Genomic DNA, 16,287 nt, shown 5'->3' with positions numbered 1-16,287 from the left:
GTAATTATATAAAAGTCTTCAGTGTAGGTAGTTTGGTTATATACCCAACGTGTAGGGTTTTCATTGTGTTGTATTACCCCCCTGTCTTGAGCTAGCATTTAGCTCTGCGTTGTTCTTTCTAAACTTATTTCATTATCCAGGGCCTGGTATCAGGCCCTGGTTTTCATTTGCGAAAAATCAATCACATTTAAATTAGCCCACTGGAGACCATTTAAAAATGACAAATGGAGATTTCAACAAATTGATTGTAGGAAGTGAAGAGTGGTGTGGTTTTCCTGACATACACATTCCCGCAGTCAAAGCGCGTGTTGACTCTGGTGCTAAAACATCTTCACTGCATGCGTTTAATATCAACACCTTTAGAAAGGGTGCTGAGTTATGGGTGAGCTTTGAAGTGCACCCATTGCAGAACAATCGTAAAGTCACTATTCGCTGTGAGTCTAAAGTGGTTGATCGGCGATCAATTAAAAGCTCAACAGGTATTAGTGAAAAAAGGTATGTGATTAAAACGACATTAAATATACATGGTCAACAGTGGCCTATTGAGTTAACACTAGCTAATCGAGACTCTATGGGATATCGAATGCTGCTTGGTAGGGAGGCAATGCTAAAAAAAATGTTGGTTGATCCTTCCAGTAGCTTTTGTTTAGGGGAACTAACACAAGAACAGCTTAATGAATACTATGGAGCGACATCTAGCCAAACCAATGGTTTAAAAATAGGGCTGTTAGCCAGTAACCCTGACTTATACAGTAACCGTCGGTTAATGGAAGCAGGGGAAGAACGTGGCCATGAGATGATATTCCTAAATATTAAGCAGTGTTATATGAAGCTGGATGCTGAGAATCCAGAGGTGCATTATCGTGGTGGACATTTGCTGAGTAGTTTGGATGCTGTCATTCCCAGGATAAAGCCCAGTGTTACTTTTTATGGCTGTGCGTTAACCCGCCATTTTGAGAGTTTAGATACTTATACACTGAACTCAGCTGAAGCTATTACCCAGTCACGAGACAAATTATATTCACTACAGTTGTTGTTAAAAAATGGTCTGGATATTCCTACCACAGGTTTTGCCAATTCCCCAATGGACACTAATGACCTGATTGATATGGTTGGAGGCGCTCCACTGATTGTGAAATTGCTAGAAGGCGCTCAAGGACGTGGTGTGGTCTTGGCTGAAACCAAAAAAGCAGCGGAAAGTGTTATTAACGCATTTAAAGCATTACGAGCCAACTTACTGGTGCAGGAATTTATTAAAGAAGCCAGAGGAAAGGACTTACGCTGTTTTGTCATTGATGGCAAGGTGGTTGCCAGTATCCAGCGTCAGGCATCACCTGGTGAGTTTAGGGCCAATATCCACCAAGGGGGGACAGCTTCAGTTATCAAGGTAACGGCAGAAGAGAAAAAATTAGCAATAAAAGCAGCAAAAACCTTGGGTTTAAAAGTGGCGGGTGTGGATATTATTCGCTCTGATAAGGGCCCATTGCTATTAGAAGTCAACTCTTCGCCGGGTCTGGAAGGGATAGAATCAGCCACAGGTAGAGATATTGCTGGTGAAATGATTCGTTCGATTGAAAAGAAATTAAATTGGAAACCTGCAATACCAGATCTTGTATTACCAAGTAACCAGGCAGTAACTGAACAGGTGGATTAATAACGGTAAACATAAATGGCTACTGTGTTTTTAAAGCCCAGTAGCCGCTTTTATCATAATTTCGTTAACTAAACTTAAGTTCATCTATTGCCTGATTTATTTCTTTGGTTTTATTGCTGATCTCTTTTTCGAGTTTGTTTATTTCCTGAGATAGTACTTCTAGTTGGTCTTCCTCGGTGGTTAAGGTTTTTACATAACGTTGTCTTAACTGTGATTCTTCTTGGGAGTTGCCTAACGCTTCGATATTTTTACGGATTCTATCCTGGCCTTTTTCAATTTTCTTTAATTGGTTGTTTTTTTGCTTTTGTTGGCTGTTTAAGTTGGCTTTTTGTTCAGCATGTATGGCAATTTCTTCCAATTGTTTTTTTATCGGCTCAGAAATTAACTTGAGTTGATTTAGTGATTGGATTTCTTGATAAACAATATTTGGGATTTGAACAACATCGTAACTGTGTTTAATTTCAACTACTTGATAAGTGGTTTCTTGTTTGGCGGGTAGGATTATTCGAAAACGCCAGTAGTTGTCTGTTATTTCAATTAAGTCGTCAGGTCGTTCGTTGAGTTCATAGTGAAAAGGGTGGTCTAAGTAAAGGGTGGACGTTTTGTTTAAGGTGGAAACAATACTATATTCAGTAATATATTCCTCACGATAATGCCGAACAATAAGCTGCTTTTGTTTGGTGGCGTGAGTGTAATGGCGCTCACTGAGAGAGTTTTTTGCTTTGATAATTACACCGAGTTCTACAGAGTAAGGGATAATTTGCTCATTACCTGCTTTCATTGTATCTAGCATGGCTTCGCCAACATAACTGTCACCTTCATAAACGGTAATTGGACCGCCTTCCAGAGTAAGCTCTGATGTGTTTTGTAAACAAAAGCTGGAAAGAGGGTTTTTATTTCGAATGGCGGCATTAAAAAATAATATTTTATGAGCGGTCATATCAGCCTGTAAAATAGGCACTAACGCAGAACGACCACGTTCTACGTCAACTGGTTGGGTAATTTCGTAGGAAAATAAATCCCCCACTTCACGACTGGTAGTTTGTATATTAATGGACTGCTCAAAAGCGTTAGACCTGCTTAAGGGTTCAGCAGGGGCTGCGCCTATCACCACTGGTTTAGCCGCAGCAGCTTCCAGAAAGTCAGTATCACCTCCTGCGGCATCCAGTATGGCTTCAGGCTCCTCTAACATTTGTTGATAACCTCTTTCTATCACAGGTGCAGCTGTAACTGGGTCTTGTTCAACAGCTATCTCAGGTCGTTGTCGATAGCGTGGTGTGTAAAGGTCATGAATAAAAGATATAGGCAGTCCTGCTACTAAAGAGAGTTTAATATTGCGCCAGTCTTCATCTGTAGTGTTATCGATCAAAGCCCAGCCTTGTAAGATAGCGGTTTGCTCTAAATCATCGTTGGTGTTGTTGGTATCTGAAGAGCTGTCTGGCAAAACCAGCCGATAAGAGGTTTTCCAAACTGGTGCGGCTAATACATAAGTAATGGAAACCTTTCGTTCACCTCGACCCATGGTATAAATGGACAAACGCTTTTGGCCTTTATTTAAACTGGCGGCCAAAATATCCAGTAATGAGTTGAGTTCATCTTGCACTGAACTATCTTCAACTGCTATTTCAGTCAGCTGGGATAATGGGTAATGGGAAATACCTTTAGCCAAAGTAAAAATGACCAAGCATGGAGCCGAATGATTATCTGCTGCTACTGGTAGCTCTTCGATACCAATAATTGCGCCAGTAACAGCTTGATTATTATATTTAAGTTTAACTTTTACGCCTTTCAGTTGATCTAATAGGCTGGTTATTGCGCCTTTTTTAGGTATGTTAATATTGAATTCGGTTAAACGTTTGTCAACTGGCTCTTCGCTATCATAGGAAAGAGAGCCAAAACTGCCTCCATTAAAATCGAGGGTGGTTAAACTTTTTAATACATCATTCATTTGTTCCTGTTTAAACGATAACTGAATTATTTCATTATCGGTTGCATGGCCATCACGTTGATAGTAAGCCACGCCGTGTTTAAATAAGACGACACGCGTAATAGGTAACATAAGCAGGTCCATTGCTTTTTGAAAACAAAAATGGTTAATCCTTAATAGTAGAATATTGTACTCTTCGCGAATGATTTCTAGGCTTTGTTATCATCGCTTTTCACGCCAGTCATTTAGTTTATCTAAACTCCTGGAGCTTCATCGCTCGATGGCCTTGCCTAGATGCCCTTCGCTTATACTTAAAAATGAATTCTGATGGGTGTATGTCCTTCTCGAAAGACTTTACATTGGTCAAGGATTTAATGCAGCCACTCTCTCGGGTCTAGTTTGTAAAAGGCTTTCAGTTGTTCAAATAGCTCTGGCTGCTCAGCTGCCATGGCATGTGGCTTTTCAAAATAGGTTTCAGTGGCTACGGCAAAAAACTCTGCTGGGTTGGTGGCGCCATAATAATCCATTACACTGCTATTGCCGTTTTGTGCTGCAGCCTGTAAGCGGTGAAATTCCTGGGCAAATACTTGAGTCCATACTCGATATGACTGGTTAATTGCCAATTGTGGTAGCCCATCTGCATAGCCATCAGCAGTATCCAGCTGGTGGGCGAATTCATGGAAAGTCACATTATGACCGTCATCAGGATATAAACCGCCGAACTTTACATCATGCCAAGAGAGAATAATCCGGCCGTTTTGCCAGGATTCCCCCAATCTTATTGCAGGGGGAGCACTATGAATATCATTGGTGTTTTCACCATGTAGTTGAAAAGAGCCAGGGTAAACCAAAATAGATTGTAGTTTGTCATACCAATTATCTGGGCGCCCCACCACGAGTAAACAGGCCTGAGCTGCAATAGTGACTTTAATTTCTTCAGTAATTTCTAAGCCAGCACAACCATAATATTTTTTCTGATGAATAAATAAAAGAATCAATTCATGCAGACGTTGTTTAATTGGCGCTGGTAACTGTTGGTAAAATGTAACATTTTGTTGAAGATATTGCTGCCATTGCTTTGGAAAAAGTTGGCTGATAATTTTTTTTACTTTTTGACGGGGGTAAATAAGTAAATAATAACTTAACCCACCAATAAGTAGCAGTGAAACAAGGGTAAAGCCTAGTAGCATATTGGCTCCTTTAGCACTACTTGGTATCTCTGATTTGACTATCGGTAATAAGATGGGGTGCTTTTTTGATTTTAAAAGGTTTACAGATATTGCTAGTCTCATAAAAAACTTGATGAAAAATAAAAATGATAACTATGACAAATCCAATGGGGCATTTTAGAAATAAAGTGGTGGTAGTTACTGGGGCTTGCGCAGGTATTGGGAGACAGCTTTGTTTACGGTTTGCTAAAGCTGGTGCTTGGGTAGCCATGCTTGATTTACATCAGGATGAGCTGGATACAATGGTAAATCATTTAGAAAGCCTCAATACCCAGGCTCTCGGTCTAAAGTGTGATGTGGCTGATTACCAAGCGGTACATGCTGTTTTTAATCATATTGTTGACCAGTTTGCAGGTATTGATGTGCTGATTAATAATGCAGGCATCACTCACCGAAGTGCTTTTGTTGATACGGATATTCAAGTTTTACGACGGGTGATGGAAGTTAATTATTTTGGTGCTGTTAATTGCGCTAAGGCGGCTCTGCCCAGTTTAGTTGAGCGGCGTGGCCAGCTAATTACCATGAGTAGTGTGTCAGGTTACGCACCTTTATGGCATCGTAGCGGCTATAACGCAAGTAAGCATGCGTTGCATGGATTGTTTGATTGCCTACGATTAGAGGTGTCTGAGCAGGGGGTTAATGTTATGTTGGTTTGCCCTGGGTTTACTGCAACTGATTTGAATCGTAATGCTTTGCAAGGAGATGGAGGGATCGATACAAGCCCTTTTTCCTGGCAGGGGCAGTTGTCTACTCCTGTAGATGTGGCTGAAGCGATTTACCAGGGAGCACTGCGGCGGAAGCGGCTGCTGGTATTATCGAACCTGAATAAAAGTGCGCGGATTCTATATCGGTTATTTCCCACTTTATTTGAACGATATATTGCTGTGAAAATGAGTGGAGTAAACACTCAGTAATAAGTAAAATATCCTTATTTTACAGTAATACTATGACACCAGACCGTTATCAAAAGTATCAACAGACCCTGAATCTACGCCAACCTGATTTGACAGTGCTGACTGATCAAGTCCATAAATCTCATAATTTGTCCGCCATTGTCAGAACGTGTGATGCCGTAGGGGTGCATGAAATGCATGTAACCCAGCCTAAGGAAGGCTATAAAGACTTTCGTGGTCGTGCTTGTGGTAGTCAGCGGTGGGTTCAAGTGAATTTGTACGAAGCAGTAGAGAGTGCGATTACTCAGCTTCAGCAGCAAGGTTATGCTATTTATGCTGCACATTTTTCTGAGAAAGCAGTGAATTTTAGGGATGTTGACTATTGTAAACCTTGTGCAGTGTTATTAGGGGCAGAAAAAAAAGGGGTAAGTCCAACAGCAGCTGAATTGGCTGATCAACATATTATTATCCCGATGCAGGGAATGGTAGGCTCTTTTAATGTGTCAGTAGCGGCGGCTGTAATTTTGACTGAAGCTCAACGGCAGCGAGAACAAGCAGGCATGTATAGAAATATCAGGTTAGATCAGGATATTTATCAGCAAACCCTATTTAAATGGGCGTATCCAGAGCTAGCTGAGTTTTGTGATCTTCGAGGATTAACATACCCTGAACTAGATGAGCAAGGGAAGTTGATAAGCCCTTCTGATTGGTATGCTGAGGTAAAAGATAAGCCAGTACTTTAAGAATAACTCTACAAATGCATTTAAAAATAAATAACTGACCATAAAATTGATAGCTGGTAATAGCATGAGCAACGTACTTGATAACTTATTAAATTTATTAAAACTTGAAAAAATTGAAGAAACATTGTTTCGAGGCCAAAGTCAGGACTTAGGGTTTCCCAATGTATTTGGTGGTCAAGTTATGGGGCAGGCGTTGTCTGCAGCAAAACAAACTGTGCCAGAAAGCCGTTCGGTCCATTCTTTTCATAGTTATTTTTTACGTCCAGGTGATGCATCTAAACCCATAATTTACGATGTGGATTGTATTCGCGATGGTAAAAGCTTTACTACCCGGCGAGTAGTGGCTATTCAAAAAGGCAGACCAATTTTTAATATGTCAGCCTCTTTCCAAATTGAAGAACAAGGTTTTGAGCATCAGATGCCAATGCCTGAAGTTGCACCTCCTGATGGTTTGATTTCTGAGTTGGAAATGGCTCGGCGCTGTAAAGATAAAATTCCTGCCAGTCTACGAGATAAATTCACTTGTGACCAGCCGATCGAAATACGCCCAGTAATACCAATTAATTATTTAGCGCCAGAAAAGCGTGAGGCTCAGCATCAGGTATGGTTTAAAGCTATCAATAAAATGCCGGATGACTTAAGGGTGCATAACTATTTGCTTGCCTATGCATCTGATTTTAGTTTTGTTACCACAGCACTATTACCTCATGGGGTGTCATTCTGGCAGCCGAATATGCAAGTGGCGACAATTGACCATGCAATGTGGTTTCATCGTAAATTCCGGTTTGATGAGTGGCTCTTATATGTAATTGATAGCCCATCAGCATCTGGGGCAAGGGGGTTGGTTAGAGGTCAGTTTTTCAATCAGGCTGGTGAATTGGTTGCATCAACTATCCAAGAAGGGCTAATACGGCAACACTAGAGATATAGTCAGCTCCTAAAATTTTTTGCAGCATATGTGAGTCTACCTATAATTACTGTAATTAGATGAGGTAAGGAGCTGCCATGAAACTTGTTAATCTTGCTAATATTTTAGTACTTTTGGCTCGTCTGTTGGCTATATGTTCATTGCAAACGAATTCCAAAAACTTTAGATTTGGGAGAATCTACTGTTTCTTGAATATTATTCTCAAATATTAAGCCAAGTTTATTCAGAAGTTTTATAGAGGTGGCATTGTCAGGTGAAGTAATAGCCACGAGTCGTTTAAGTTTTAACTTATTCTTTGCATAGTTAATAACAGCTTCAGCTGCTTCATAAGCGTAGCCAAAGCCAAAATATTGGGGAAGAAAACCATAGCCAATATCAATATCATCAAGAAAATCTCTTTTAATTAAACCACAGATACCAATAGGTTTTTTTTCGTTGTGGGTTTCAACCATATAGAGACCAATACCAATACGTTGGTACATAGCAATAGGTCCATTGATTAGATATTGTCTGGCATCTTCAACAGAGTCGATGTGCTTGTCTCCCACGAACTTCAAAAATAACTCAGTGTTATATAGCTGATAAATGAACTCTGCATCGTTTTCTGTTAACCAACGGATATGCAATCTTGGAGTTTTAATGGCAAGTGTCATAGTTTAATTGAATGATAGGCTAATTGTTCGATTATTTTTTGTCTGGACGGTATTTTCCTAACAATACGTCTTCCATGATTTGATCATGCTTGCCACTTTGAATCAATGCTTTTAGTCCTTTATTGAATTTTTTTAACCAGTATTCTGCTTTGGGACTTTTTTTAGATATTAATAAATACCAGTAAGCTTCACGTATTGGTCGCGGATGATTGGTGAGTAAGTCTGCACTGCTGCTGGAGAAATGTTCTGCTAATAGTTCATAGCCAACTTCAGGTTCTATTACGAACAGTTGAATTCGGCCTCCCAAGAGTTTATTTAAATTAATGACATCTGTATTAGCAATATGAATGTCAAAAATATTATTCTCAATGGCTTTTTTCAACCCTTCTCCGTAATAATATCCACGGGTAACACCTAATGTATAACCTTTTAGATCATCCCAATTTTTCCAGTCAAAGGGCATATCTTTTCTATGAAAGAACACAGTTCGAAGGCTTAAGACAGGATCACTGTAAAGAAAATGCTGTTGCCGTTCTTCATTTTTACCCCATAACAAGGTTGCATCCCATTTACCTTCTTTCGCTTGTTTCATTGCTCTTTTCCATGGATAAAAGCTATAGACGACCTTAATATTTTCCAGAACAAATGCGGTTGTTACGATATGAGAGCCTGCGCCGTAATGATGATAGTTTTGGGACATAAAAGGTGGCCATTCACCATTCGTTATTCGAATAATTTCTTCAGCTTGAACAAATAAGTTACACCAACAAGTAAAAAAAACGAGAGTAGTGATTTTTGTTCTAAATAGACGGCATAATATCATGTTTTGCTCTAAATAATTATATCAATACTGGCGAACAGTCTATGTGCTGAGTAAAGTATAGGTTATTTAAAAGCACTCGCATGGGGGATAAGGGCGGTAGAGAACAATATGATGTAGATTAATTGGAACGATTATTTGATGCTGGGCGGTACGTCCCCATAATAACATTGTCTAATATTTGCTCATACAACCCATTCTTTTTTAATTCATTTAGGCCTGTGTTAAATGCTGAAATTAAGTCAGTTCCTCTATTGATTTTTTTAGAAATTAGAAGGTGAAAACTGGTTTCTCTGATTGCTAAAGGGTGGCTAGTGATTAAGTTTTTGATACCTGTTGGGAAGTTCATATTTAATATTTCATAACCAATTTCTGTATCAATGACAAATAAGTCAATTTTTCTAAGCAGCAATTTTTTAAAATTAGCTATATCTGTTGGTTGGCGTATAACAGTAATAATCTTCGCTTCTTCCGCTTTTTTGAAGTTTTCTCCATAATAGTAACCTTTGGTTGCACCAACCTTTTTACCTTGTAAATCACTCCAGTCATTCCAATCAAACACAGTATCAACTCGATGAAAAAACACCGTTCGTAAGGTGATAACAGAGTCGCTATAGTGGAAAAACTGTTCTCGTTCTTTATTCCACGTCCAGATCAATGATCCATCCCATTGACCAGATTGTGCAAGGTTAAGGGCTTTATCCCAAAGGAAGAAGCCATATTGCACTTTTATGCCTTGAAGTTCGAATGCTTGGGTAACAATATCAGAGGCAGCGCCATACTGTTTATAGTTCTCAGACATAAAAGGTGGCCACTCTCCATTGGTAAGGCGTACCGTCTCATTGGCCATTGCTGTATTAAAAAATACCACGCAGGCACCAAGGATAACCGTTACCAATAGCTTCACATTTTACTCTCGAACTCTTTGATGTGCTTGCGTTTAGTATAGATATAGCACCATTTCATGTACTGCAATTATTGCCTTCAAGTCACCTAAGCAACATCGAGTAAATATGGACTGAAACTGCTTTTGACCTCCGTGGCATAAATATTTTCTTAACATTTTTCTTTTGTTGTCATACAATCTACAGTCTTCTAAAAGCAGTCGACAAATATATAAGGAGAATTTAATGAATCAAATTAGCTCATTCTTAGCTTTATTTATCACCAAGAACATTAGATATAACTGAACTAGTATCAATCTTTGGCGAATACGTCTGCTTCCCCTGTGAGCGGATGATTCAATGGCCTACATAATGTTAGCAGGCCCTAGATGTTCAGGATTGAGCATTTAACTGAGAAGAAGAAATAACAGTTTAAGCTGATGTGATCCTTTTAGCCTTGTGTTGAAAGTTTGAGCACAAGAAGGAGAGTCTTATGATAAAAACAAAAAAATTAGATATATTATTGCTCACTATTAGTCTGGTTACTGTCAGTAGCATTGTAATTATCCTTACGTTGTTTCCTGAGTCAGGAAAAACAGGTGCAAACTATATTTTTAATTGGTTAACCATGATTTTTGGTACACCAATCCTGCTAGCTGTTTTCTTAGCGGTGGTATTTCTTGTCATACTTGGTTTTGGTAAATATGGAAATATACGCTTAGGTGACTCTAATCCTGAATATTCTACCTTTAGCTGGGTAGCCATGATGATTTGTGCAGGTTTAGGCTCTGCTACTGTTTACTGGGCATTTGCTGAGTGGGCCTATTATTTTACATCACCACCATTAGGAATTGAAAAAGGTACAACTGCTGCCTATGAAATCAGCACGGCTTATAACTTATTTCATTGGGGCATTAGTGCTTGGTCTACTTATTGTATTGCAGCATTACCTGTTGCTTATCATTTTCATGTGAGAAAAAATCCTGGTTTGAGTTTATCGGCAGTGTGCTCTGCAGTCAGGGGTAGCAAAGAAACAACCCCAATGTGGCGAAGTTTATGTAGACTCATTGATACCATTTTTATTTTCACTTGTTTTGGTGGGCTGTCTATAACTTTGGGAGTTTCTGTACCTATGGTTGCAGAAATACTGGCCTCTATTGTCGATATTAAACCAAGCTTTGGGATGAACCTTGGAATTATTCTGTTTATTTCAGCGATCTTTTCTTTAAGCTCATACATTGGTATAGCTAAAGGAATGGCACGAATTAGCAGTATCAACACTTATCTTGCGATTGGTTTTTGCCTTGCAGTTTTTATTATGGGACCCACCCTATATATTGCTAAGTCCACAGTAAATGGACTGGGAACAATGTTTCAGAATTTCATAAAAATGAGTCTTTGGACGGATCCAGTTGAAAACAGTGGTTTTCCAGAAGGTTGGACAATTTTTTACTGGCTTTATTGGATTACTTATACACCATTTGTTGCCTTGTTTATTACTAAGGTGTCAAAAGGGCGTACAATTCGTGCTGTGATTACTAATATGTTAGTGAGTGGCAGTATTGGATGCTTCTTTTTCTTTGGGATAATTGGTAGTTTTTCACAACATGCTAATATTAATGGTGTGGTTGATGTGGCAGGTATGGTTGTTGCTGGTCAGGGTAATCCCGCCATTGTACAGTTACTGAATACTTTACCTGTGAGTACAATATTTATAGTATTGTTTGCTACAATCTCTGTTTTATTTTTAGCGACTACTTTAGATTCAGCAGCATTCACTATGGCTGCTACAGTTACTCGAGGCATAAAAGAAGGTGAAGACCCTTCACCAATGATTAGGTTGTTTTGGTGTATTATGCTGGCTGCTGTGCCGTTGGCAATGCTGTTTATCAGGGCTCCATTAAATACGATAAAAACCTGCGCTATAGTTACTGCTATTCCTCTAACCTTTATTCTCGGCTATATGATTTATGGCTTTATTAGATGGCTAAAAATTGATTATGGGCATAAAACAGTTGAGGCAATAATGCAGGAGTGGGATGTTAAGGTAAAAGGGATTAAATCTGCTGCTGTTAACGGGCCCTAAGTTAATCCGGGGCTTGCCCCGGTTACTTAGTTGTTATTTTTATCTAGTCCGTCCAGTAAAGACAGTAATATTTTCTTTGGCAAGTTTACCAGCTAATTTAGAGTTTCCTTCACAGATTGCTTTAATTAGCTTGATGTGGGTGTTTGCGCTCTCTTTTGCATCAAAATCCAGGTGTGTCACACGGATAAACATTAGTAATTGGTTTAAAATACTACTGTACATTCGTGCCAATCGTTGGCTGTCGCATAGCGCTACAATAAGTTGATGCAGATTTAGATCATGCATGCATATTTCTTCAAGATTGTCAGGCTGTGTTTTACACAGTTGAGTATATTTTTCAAAAAAGTCTTGAAGTTGGTTGCGTTTTTCCTCTGTTATTCGTTCTGCTAGCATTTCGGCTGCTTGGCTTTCCAAAGCGACTCTTAAGTGGTATATCTCCCAGAGATCATCGTCAGTAAAGGACACAATACGCCAGCCAGCATACGGTTTTTGGATCACCAAGCCTTCGTTTGACAGTGTGTTGAGAGCCATCCTGATCGTTGTTCGAGATAAGCCCAAATCTTTCGCAAGACTACTCTCTACAAGTTTTTCGCCGGTAGGATAAGTACCTGCAAGTATTTTTTCTCTTAAATACTCAACTGCTTGCTCTTCAAGGCTTTGTTTGGAAAACATTATTCAGTAACCAGATCTATTTGAACGCTGGGGCCATTTTACAGAATATTTTTATACAATACTTGTTATTGACAGTATTCACTGAGTCATTAGTGTCAATTTTTCTTGAGTAGGATTGTATAGGCTATGGCCCTAGGTTACTAATCAACTACCGTAACGAGCTGAATATTCATGATCAGCTTTTTGGGGGGAGGAAAAAAATCGGTAAACCATTGGTTCAAAGAAGGATAGAGGCTCCCAGTTATAGCTAGGATCAAAGCAATTTTGATCATATTCCTCGCAGAAGTGCACACAATCCTCAAACCAGGGAGAATTACGGAATGCATCTCGAGCATTAGGGTCGCCACCACAGTGATGAGCGTAATAATGTAGCTGAAATACACCATGATGTTTGATAATCCAGTAGACTTTATCTGATACAAAAGGCCTAAGGATTGCAGCAGCCATTTCACTATGGGACCAAGGAGCAAGTTCATCACCAATATCATGAATTAATGCAGCCATCACCATTTCTTCGGATTCGCCATTGCGGAAAGCTCGTGTTGCTGACTGTAGTGAGTGTTCCAAACGGTTAACTGGGTAACCCCCCAAGGTAAACTCCAGTCGCTTAAGTGCTGCTATTATTCGGTCAGGCAAACCTGCTCTAAACTCTTCTTCTAAGCTATCTAGAAACTCGAACTCTTCTCGGGTGCCATCGCTTAAGCGTGTAAAGTTAACGGTTTGCATGGTGATTCCTTCTTCTCTTAATTATCTTGTTTTTCTTTCTTTTTTTATTACTGGTTTGTTGGGGGTTGCTGAGAAAACCCTTTTTGTAGTCTCTACTGTTATCATACCCAAAAGTAGTTTTTTGTCAAACAGTATTCTGTCGACAATTTGTTTAAATATCAAGTGAGGTGTTTAAGAGTAGGCTGTTTATGGATTTGATAGTGCTTTTAAAGTGGGCCTGTAAATGGTGTGAAAAGAAAAGTTTGAATAACAAAAAACTTTAGAAAATGGAGGAGGATCTTGCTGGGTCATAGTAAGCAGAAAAGAAGAGCGGTTAGTAAACGTTTATATTTAAATATTAGTTTACTCTTTAGGTGAAACTGATTTTTGGGGATTGCAAAAGTGCTGATCGTGAATGGTATAAAAAGATAAAGATGTAGCAGAGCAAAAGTTGGTTGGTAAATAATACCTTTGTCTAAAAAAATAAGCACAAAATAACATTTGGTTGAATAAGGTATTAAATTAATACACTGCTGTTAAAAGTCAATAATAAACGGGTATGATGGAGCCCAATGTTTTTTAATTATATAAATGCAGTAGGTAAGCAATGAAGCAACACACCAAAAAAAATATAACCGGGATATATTGTACTCACCAACTTTTACATTGGGCTGCTTTTGGACTTATTTTGCCAGTGATTGTCTTGCTGTTTCAAGCTAGGGAGTTAGGTCTAAGTGATATAGGTATTATTATGGCAGTTTGGATTGGTAGTACAGCCGTTTTCGAGTTACCTCTAGGTGGGGTGGCTGACCAATTTGGTAGAAAATTGGTATATCAACTTTCTTTGGTTATTAACAGTATTGGTATTGGAGTAATGTTGGTAGCTAACAGTATGCTGTTTGTATTGTTAGGCGTGGCGTTGTTAGGGCTTGCTCGTGCAATGTATTCCGGTACCTTAGATGCTTGGTTTTATGATGCATTTACTAAAGCAAAAGGTGATATGGACTTTCATCAATCTACCTCCTATGTGGTGTTTGCTGTAACGGCGGGTTTAGCGATAGGGTCTCTATTAGGGGGAGTGTTACCAGAATGGGAGCTATTACAGAGTGCATTTAATTTTCAAAGTGTATATGATGTAATTTTATTAGTTAACATTATTTTTAACGGGTTGCTGTTATTATTTACTTTTGTATTTATTAATGAAACAGTAGGTAATGATGGGGCTGCCGTTAAAATAACCGTGGTCAATCGTTCTTTACATGCATTAAAGTTTTGTTTAAGTCATGATGTGATTAAATGGCTCTCATTTGCTACACTTTTTTATGGTGTAACATTATCAAGTATAGAAGCGTTTTGGCAGCCACAACTAAAAAGTGTATTGAGTTCAAGTGAAGAGAGTGTGTGGATATTTGGGGTTGTATCCAGTGGTTACTTCATTGTTGCTGGTTTATCAGCATTAGTAGCACCATTACTGCTGAATTCACTCAAAGGCTCTCATCGATTTTTACTTTTTGGTAGCCGTTTTCTGGCTGCATTTGTCTTATTATTATTAGCATTTGCCAATAGTTTAACTGTGTTTGCTAGCTCTTATTTATTATTCTTTTTCTTGTTTACAATGGGCGTTAGCTCTGCAAGAGTCATTATAAGTGCTAATACGGATAATAATCACCGTTCTGCAGCACTTTCAGTGTATTCTCTATTACTAACAGGTGGTAGCGTATTTTCCTCAACAATATTTGGTTTTATTGCTGAAGAATATAATATCACTTTGGTTTGGATTGTATGTGCTACATTATTGGCTGTTAGTTCTTTTTTATTGTTAAATATAAACACTAAAGAATCTGTATAGTATCTGGCTTTCCTTGTATATATTGTTAGTGGCCTATGCATAAAATAGTTACCTTATTTTTTACATGGCCACTGGAGTGAAGAAACAGTCGTTATAGCATTTTGTCAATAAGTGTTTGAGCAGACCCATTAGAAATACTAATCTCACCTAGCTCAAAAGGATCAACACCTTCAATGCAGGCTACATTAAAGCCAAATAAGTTTGGATTGCTGCGGCGTTGGTGATGGGTATAAATACCGCAAGTTTTGCAGAAATAATGTTTGGCTGTGTTGGTGTTCCATTGGTAAAGAGTTAGATTGTCTACCCCTTTGGTTACAGTTAATTTATCAAGGGGAATGCTAGCGACAATAGCACCTTTACGGCGACATAGTGAGCAGTTACATCTTCTTAAATCCTCAAGTCCATTTTTAAGCTCAACCTGAAACTCAACATTGCCACAGTGACAAGTGCCTTTTTTTATTTCCATAATTACTCCATTTATTTTTTATGCCGTTATTAAAACATACAATATATGGTCACACGGTGACAACTGTACCCTTCGTGAATGACTTCTAAGCTCTTATTAAGTGTTAGCCATAGTAGTTGACGTCTCTTTCATTCATAGATAACTTTATGAAAAATCAGTACAACTAAGAAATAGTTAAAGTCAAGGAGAAAATTAATGGCAAGCAAACCCAAGATACTTGCCTTTGCTGGTAGTTTGCGGAAAGAATCAGTGAATAAAAAGCTGGTTAAAGTGGCGGCAAAGGGAGCTGAGCAAGCAGGTGCCGAAGTTACTTTTATTGATTTAGTGGACTATCCATTACCCATTTTAAATCAAGACGATGAGCAAGCGAATGGCGCTCCAGAAAATGCTAAAAAATTGCATCAACTATTTGCTGAAAGTGATGGCTTTTTATTAGCCAGTCCTGAATATAATGCAGGGTTATCAGCAGTGTTAAAAAACCTCATTGATTGGCTCTCTAGGCCATCTTCTGGTGAGCCAGCGCTAGCTGCTTTTCAAGGTAAAATTGTAAGTTTAATGAGTGCATCACCTGGTGGCTTGGGTGGTATCAGGGCATTACCTAATGTTCGGTTTATTTTGGATGGATTGGGTTGTTTGACATTACCAAAACAATTAGCCTTAGCTAAGGCGTATGATGCATTTGATGACCAAGGTAACCTGATTAATAGTGAGCAGCAGGAAACAGCATTGCAACTGGGGCGTAATATAGCTGATATGGTTAAGAAGTTAAAATAGACGT

The 16,287-nt window shown here is 38.8% G+C and carries 15 protein-coding genes and 1 pseudogene; 8 read left to right on the top strand and 8 right to left on the bottom strand.

Features of this window, described 5'->3' with window-relative positions:
• Positions 1-217 precede the first annotated feature (217 nt).
• Together G4Y78_RS31145 and rimK are read left to right on the top strand one after the other, a co-directional pair.
• Positions 218-631: pseudogene (locus G4Y78_RS31145) on the top strand (ATP-dependent zinc protease family protein); the annotation flags it as partial.
• Between the two features lie 87 nt (positions 632-718).
• Entirely contained in the window at positions 719-1,654 is a 936-nt protein-coding gene (gene rimK, locus G4Y78_RS23645) for a 30S ribosomal protein S6--L-glutamate ligase (RefSeq protein ID WP_268935107.1), read from the top strand.
• Between the two features lie 64 nt (positions 1,655-1,718).
• Here the strand turns inward: rimK and G4Y78_RS23640 are convergent, their stop codons facing one another.
• Entirely contained in the window at positions 1,719-3,713 is a 1,995-nt protein-coding gene (locus G4Y78_RS23640) for a hypothetical protein (RefSeq protein ID WP_163835347.1), read from the bottom strand.
• A 239-nt stretch (positions 3,714-3,952) separates the two neighbouring features.
• Positions 3,953-4,771, bottom strand: coding sequence for a M90 family metallopeptidase (locus tag G4Y78_RS23635; RefSeq protein WP_163835346.1), 819 nt, complete (start codon positions 4,769-4,771; stop codon positions 3,953-3,955).
• Between the two features lie 125 nt (positions 4,772-4,896).
• On the opposite strand from G4Y78_RS23635, the gene G4Y78_RS23630 reads away from it, so the two are divergent.
• The 3 genes from G4Y78_RS23630 to tesB all read left to right on the top strand — a co-directional run bounded on the left by G4Y78_RS23630 (position 4,897) and on the right by tesB (position 7,368).
• A complete protein-coding gene (locus G4Y78_RS23630; protein WP_163835345.1) occupies positions 4,897-5,724 on the top strand; it encodes an SDR family oxidoreductase in 828 nt (275 codons plus the stop codon).
• A 32-nt stretch (positions 5,725-5,756) separates the two neighbouring features.
• Positions 5,757-6,446, top strand: a complete 690-nt coding sequence (trmH, locus tag G4Y78_RS23625; protein ID WP_163835344.1) for a tRNA (guanosine(18)-2'-O)-methyltransferase TrmH — start codon at positions 5,757-5,759, stop codon at positions 6,444-6,446.
• A gap of 64 nt (positions 6,447-6,510) precedes the next feature.
• Positions 6,511-7,368 (top strand): acyl-CoA thioesterase II, encoded by an 858-nt coding sequence (gene tesB, locus G4Y78_RS23620; protein ID WP_163835343.1) that lies wholly within the window; start codon positions 6,511-6,513, stop codon positions 7,366-7,368.
• A 143-nt stretch (positions 7,369-7,511) separates the two neighbouring features.
• Here tesB and G4Y78_RS23615 read toward each other — a convergent pair whose 3' ends face one another.
• The 3 genes from G4Y78_RS23615 to G4Y78_RS23605 form a co-directional block, all read right to left on the bottom strand.
• Complete coding sequence (locus G4Y78_RS23615; RefSeq protein ID WP_163835342.1) at positions 7,512-8,027, bottom strand: GNAT family N-acetyltransferase; 516 nt, start codon at positions 8,025-8,027, stop codon at positions 7,512-7,514.
• Positions 8,028-8,058: 31 nt separating this feature from the next.
• Positions 8,059-8,850, bottom strand: coding sequence for a substrate-binding periplasmic protein (locus G4Y78_RS23610; RefSeq protein WP_163835341.1), 792 nt, complete (start codon positions 8,848-8,850; stop codon positions 8,059-8,061).
• A 118-nt stretch (positions 8,851-8,968) separates the two neighbouring features.
• Positions 8,969-9,754: a substrate-binding periplasmic protein gene (locus tag G4Y78_RS23605; RefSeq protein ID WP_163835340.1), complete on the bottom strand. Its 786-nt coding sequence runs from the start codon at positions 9,752-9,754 to the stop codon at positions 8,969-8,971.
• Between the two features lie 470 nt (positions 9,755-10,224).
• Between G4Y78_RS23605 and G4Y78_RS23600 the strand changes: the two genes are divergently transcribed.
• Complete coding sequence (locus G4Y78_RS23600; RefSeq protein ID WP_163835339.1) at positions 10,225-11,817, top strand: BCCT family transporter; 1,593 nt, start codon at positions 10,225-10,227, stop codon at positions 11,815-11,817.
• A 39-nt stretch (positions 11,818-11,856) separates the two neighbouring features.
• Here G4Y78_RS23600 and G4Y78_RS23595 read toward each other — a convergent pair whose 3' ends face one another.
• Entirely contained in the window at positions 11,857-12,489 is a 633-nt protein-coding gene (locus G4Y78_RS23595) for a GntR family transcriptional regulator (protein ID WP_222937567.1), read from the bottom strand.
• Positions 12,490-12,633: 144 nt separating this feature from the next.
• Positions 12,634-13,215 carry an HD domain-containing protein gene (locus G4Y78_RS23590; RefSeq protein WP_163835338.1) on the bottom strand — a complete coding sequence of 194 codons (582 nt, stop codon included), beginning with the start codon at positions 13,213-13,215 and terminating at the stop codon, positions 12,634-12,636.
• A 586-nt stretch (positions 13,216-13,801) separates the two neighbouring features.
• Here G4Y78_RS23590 and G4Y78_RS23585 point away from each other — a divergent pair.
• Positions 13,802-15,043, top strand: coding sequence for an MFS transporter (locus G4Y78_RS23585; protein WP_163835337.1), 1,242 nt, complete (start codon positions 13,802-13,804; stop codon positions 15,041-15,043).
• Positions 15,044-15,134: 91 nt separating this feature from the next.
• Here the strand turns inward: G4Y78_RS23585 and G4Y78_RS23580 are convergent, their stop codons facing one another.
• Positions 15,135-15,509 carry a GFA family protein gene (locus tag G4Y78_RS23580; RefSeq protein ID WP_163835336.1) on the bottom strand — a complete coding sequence of 125 codons (375 nt, stop codon included), beginning with the start codon at positions 15,507-15,509 and terminating at the stop codon, positions 15,135-15,137.
• A gap of 195 nt (positions 15,510-15,704) precedes the next feature.
• Here G4Y78_RS23580 and G4Y78_RS23575 point away from each other — a divergent pair, with 195 nt between their 5' ends.
• On the top strand, positions 15,705-16,283 hold the full coding sequence (locus tag G4Y78_RS23575; protein ID WP_163835335.1) for an NADPH-dependent FMN reductase: 579 nt from the start codon (positions 15,705-15,707) through the stop codon (positions 16,281-16,283).
• Positions 16,284-16,287: the final 4 nt, after the last annotated feature.

The organism is Spartinivicinus ruber (genome assembly GCF_011009015.1).
In the GTDB taxonomy this organism is placed as follows: Bacteria; Pseudomonadota; Gammaproteobacteria; order Pseudomonadales; family Zooshikellaceae; genus Spartinivicinus; species Spartinivicinus ruber.
Note: the sequence above shows the minus strand (reverse complement) of the source record. Positions and strands in the feature narration are given on the sequence as shown.

Excerpts from the sequence above, each read along its gene's own strand:
- G4Y78_RS23640 (WP_163835347.1), bottom strand. The coding sequence starts at position 3,713 with ATGTTACCTATTACGCGTGTCGTCTTATTTAAACACGGCGTGGCTTAC.
- G4Y78_RS23635 (WP_163835346.1), bottom strand. The coding sequence starts at position 4,771 with ATGCTACTAGGCTTTACCCTTGTTTCACTGCTACTTATTGGTGGGTTA.
- G4Y78_RS23630 (WP_163835345.1), top strand. The coding sequence starts at position 4,897 with ATGATAACTATGACAAATCCAATGGGGCATTTTAGAAATAAAGTGGTG.
- trmH (WP_163835344.1), top strand. The coding sequence starts at position 5,757 with ATGACACCAGACCGTTATCAAAAGTATCAACAGACCCTGAATCTACGC.
- tesB (WP_163835343.1), top strand. The coding sequence starts at position 6,511 with ATGAGCAACGTACTTGATAACTTATTAAATTTATTAAAACTTGAAAAA.
- G4Y78_RS23615 (WP_163835342.1), bottom strand. The coding sequence starts at position 8,027 with ATGACACTTGCCATTAAAACTCCAAGATTGCATATCCGTTGGTTAACA.
- G4Y78_RS23610 (WP_163835341.1), bottom strand. The coding sequence starts at position 8,850 with ATGATATTATGCCGTCTATTTAGAACAAAAATCACTACTCTCGTTTTT.
- G4Y78_RS23600 (WP_163835339.1), top strand. The coding sequence starts at position 10,225 with ATGATAAAAACAAAAAAATTAGATATATTATTGCTCACTATTAGTCTG.
- G4Y78_RS23595 (WP_222937567.1), bottom strand. The coding sequence starts at position 12,489 with ATGTTTTCCAAACAAAGCCTTGAAGAGCAAGCAGTTGAGTATTTAAGA.
- G4Y78_RS23590 (WP_163835338.1), bottom strand. The coding sequence starts at position 13,215 with ATGCAAACCGTTAACTTTACACGCTTAAGCGATGGCACCCGAGAAGAG.
- G4Y78_RS23585 (WP_163835337.1), top strand. The coding sequence starts at position 13,802 with ATGAAGCAACACACCAAAAAAAATATAACCGGGATATATTGTACTCAC.
- G4Y78_RS23580 (WP_163835336.1), bottom strand. The coding sequence starts at position 15,509 with ATGGAAATAAAAAAAGGCACTTGTCACTGTGGCAATGTTGAGTTTCAG.
- G4Y78_RS23575 (WP_163835335.1), top strand. The coding sequence starts at position 15,705 with ATGGCAAGCAAACCCAAGATACTTGCCTTTGCTGGTAGTTTGCGGAAA.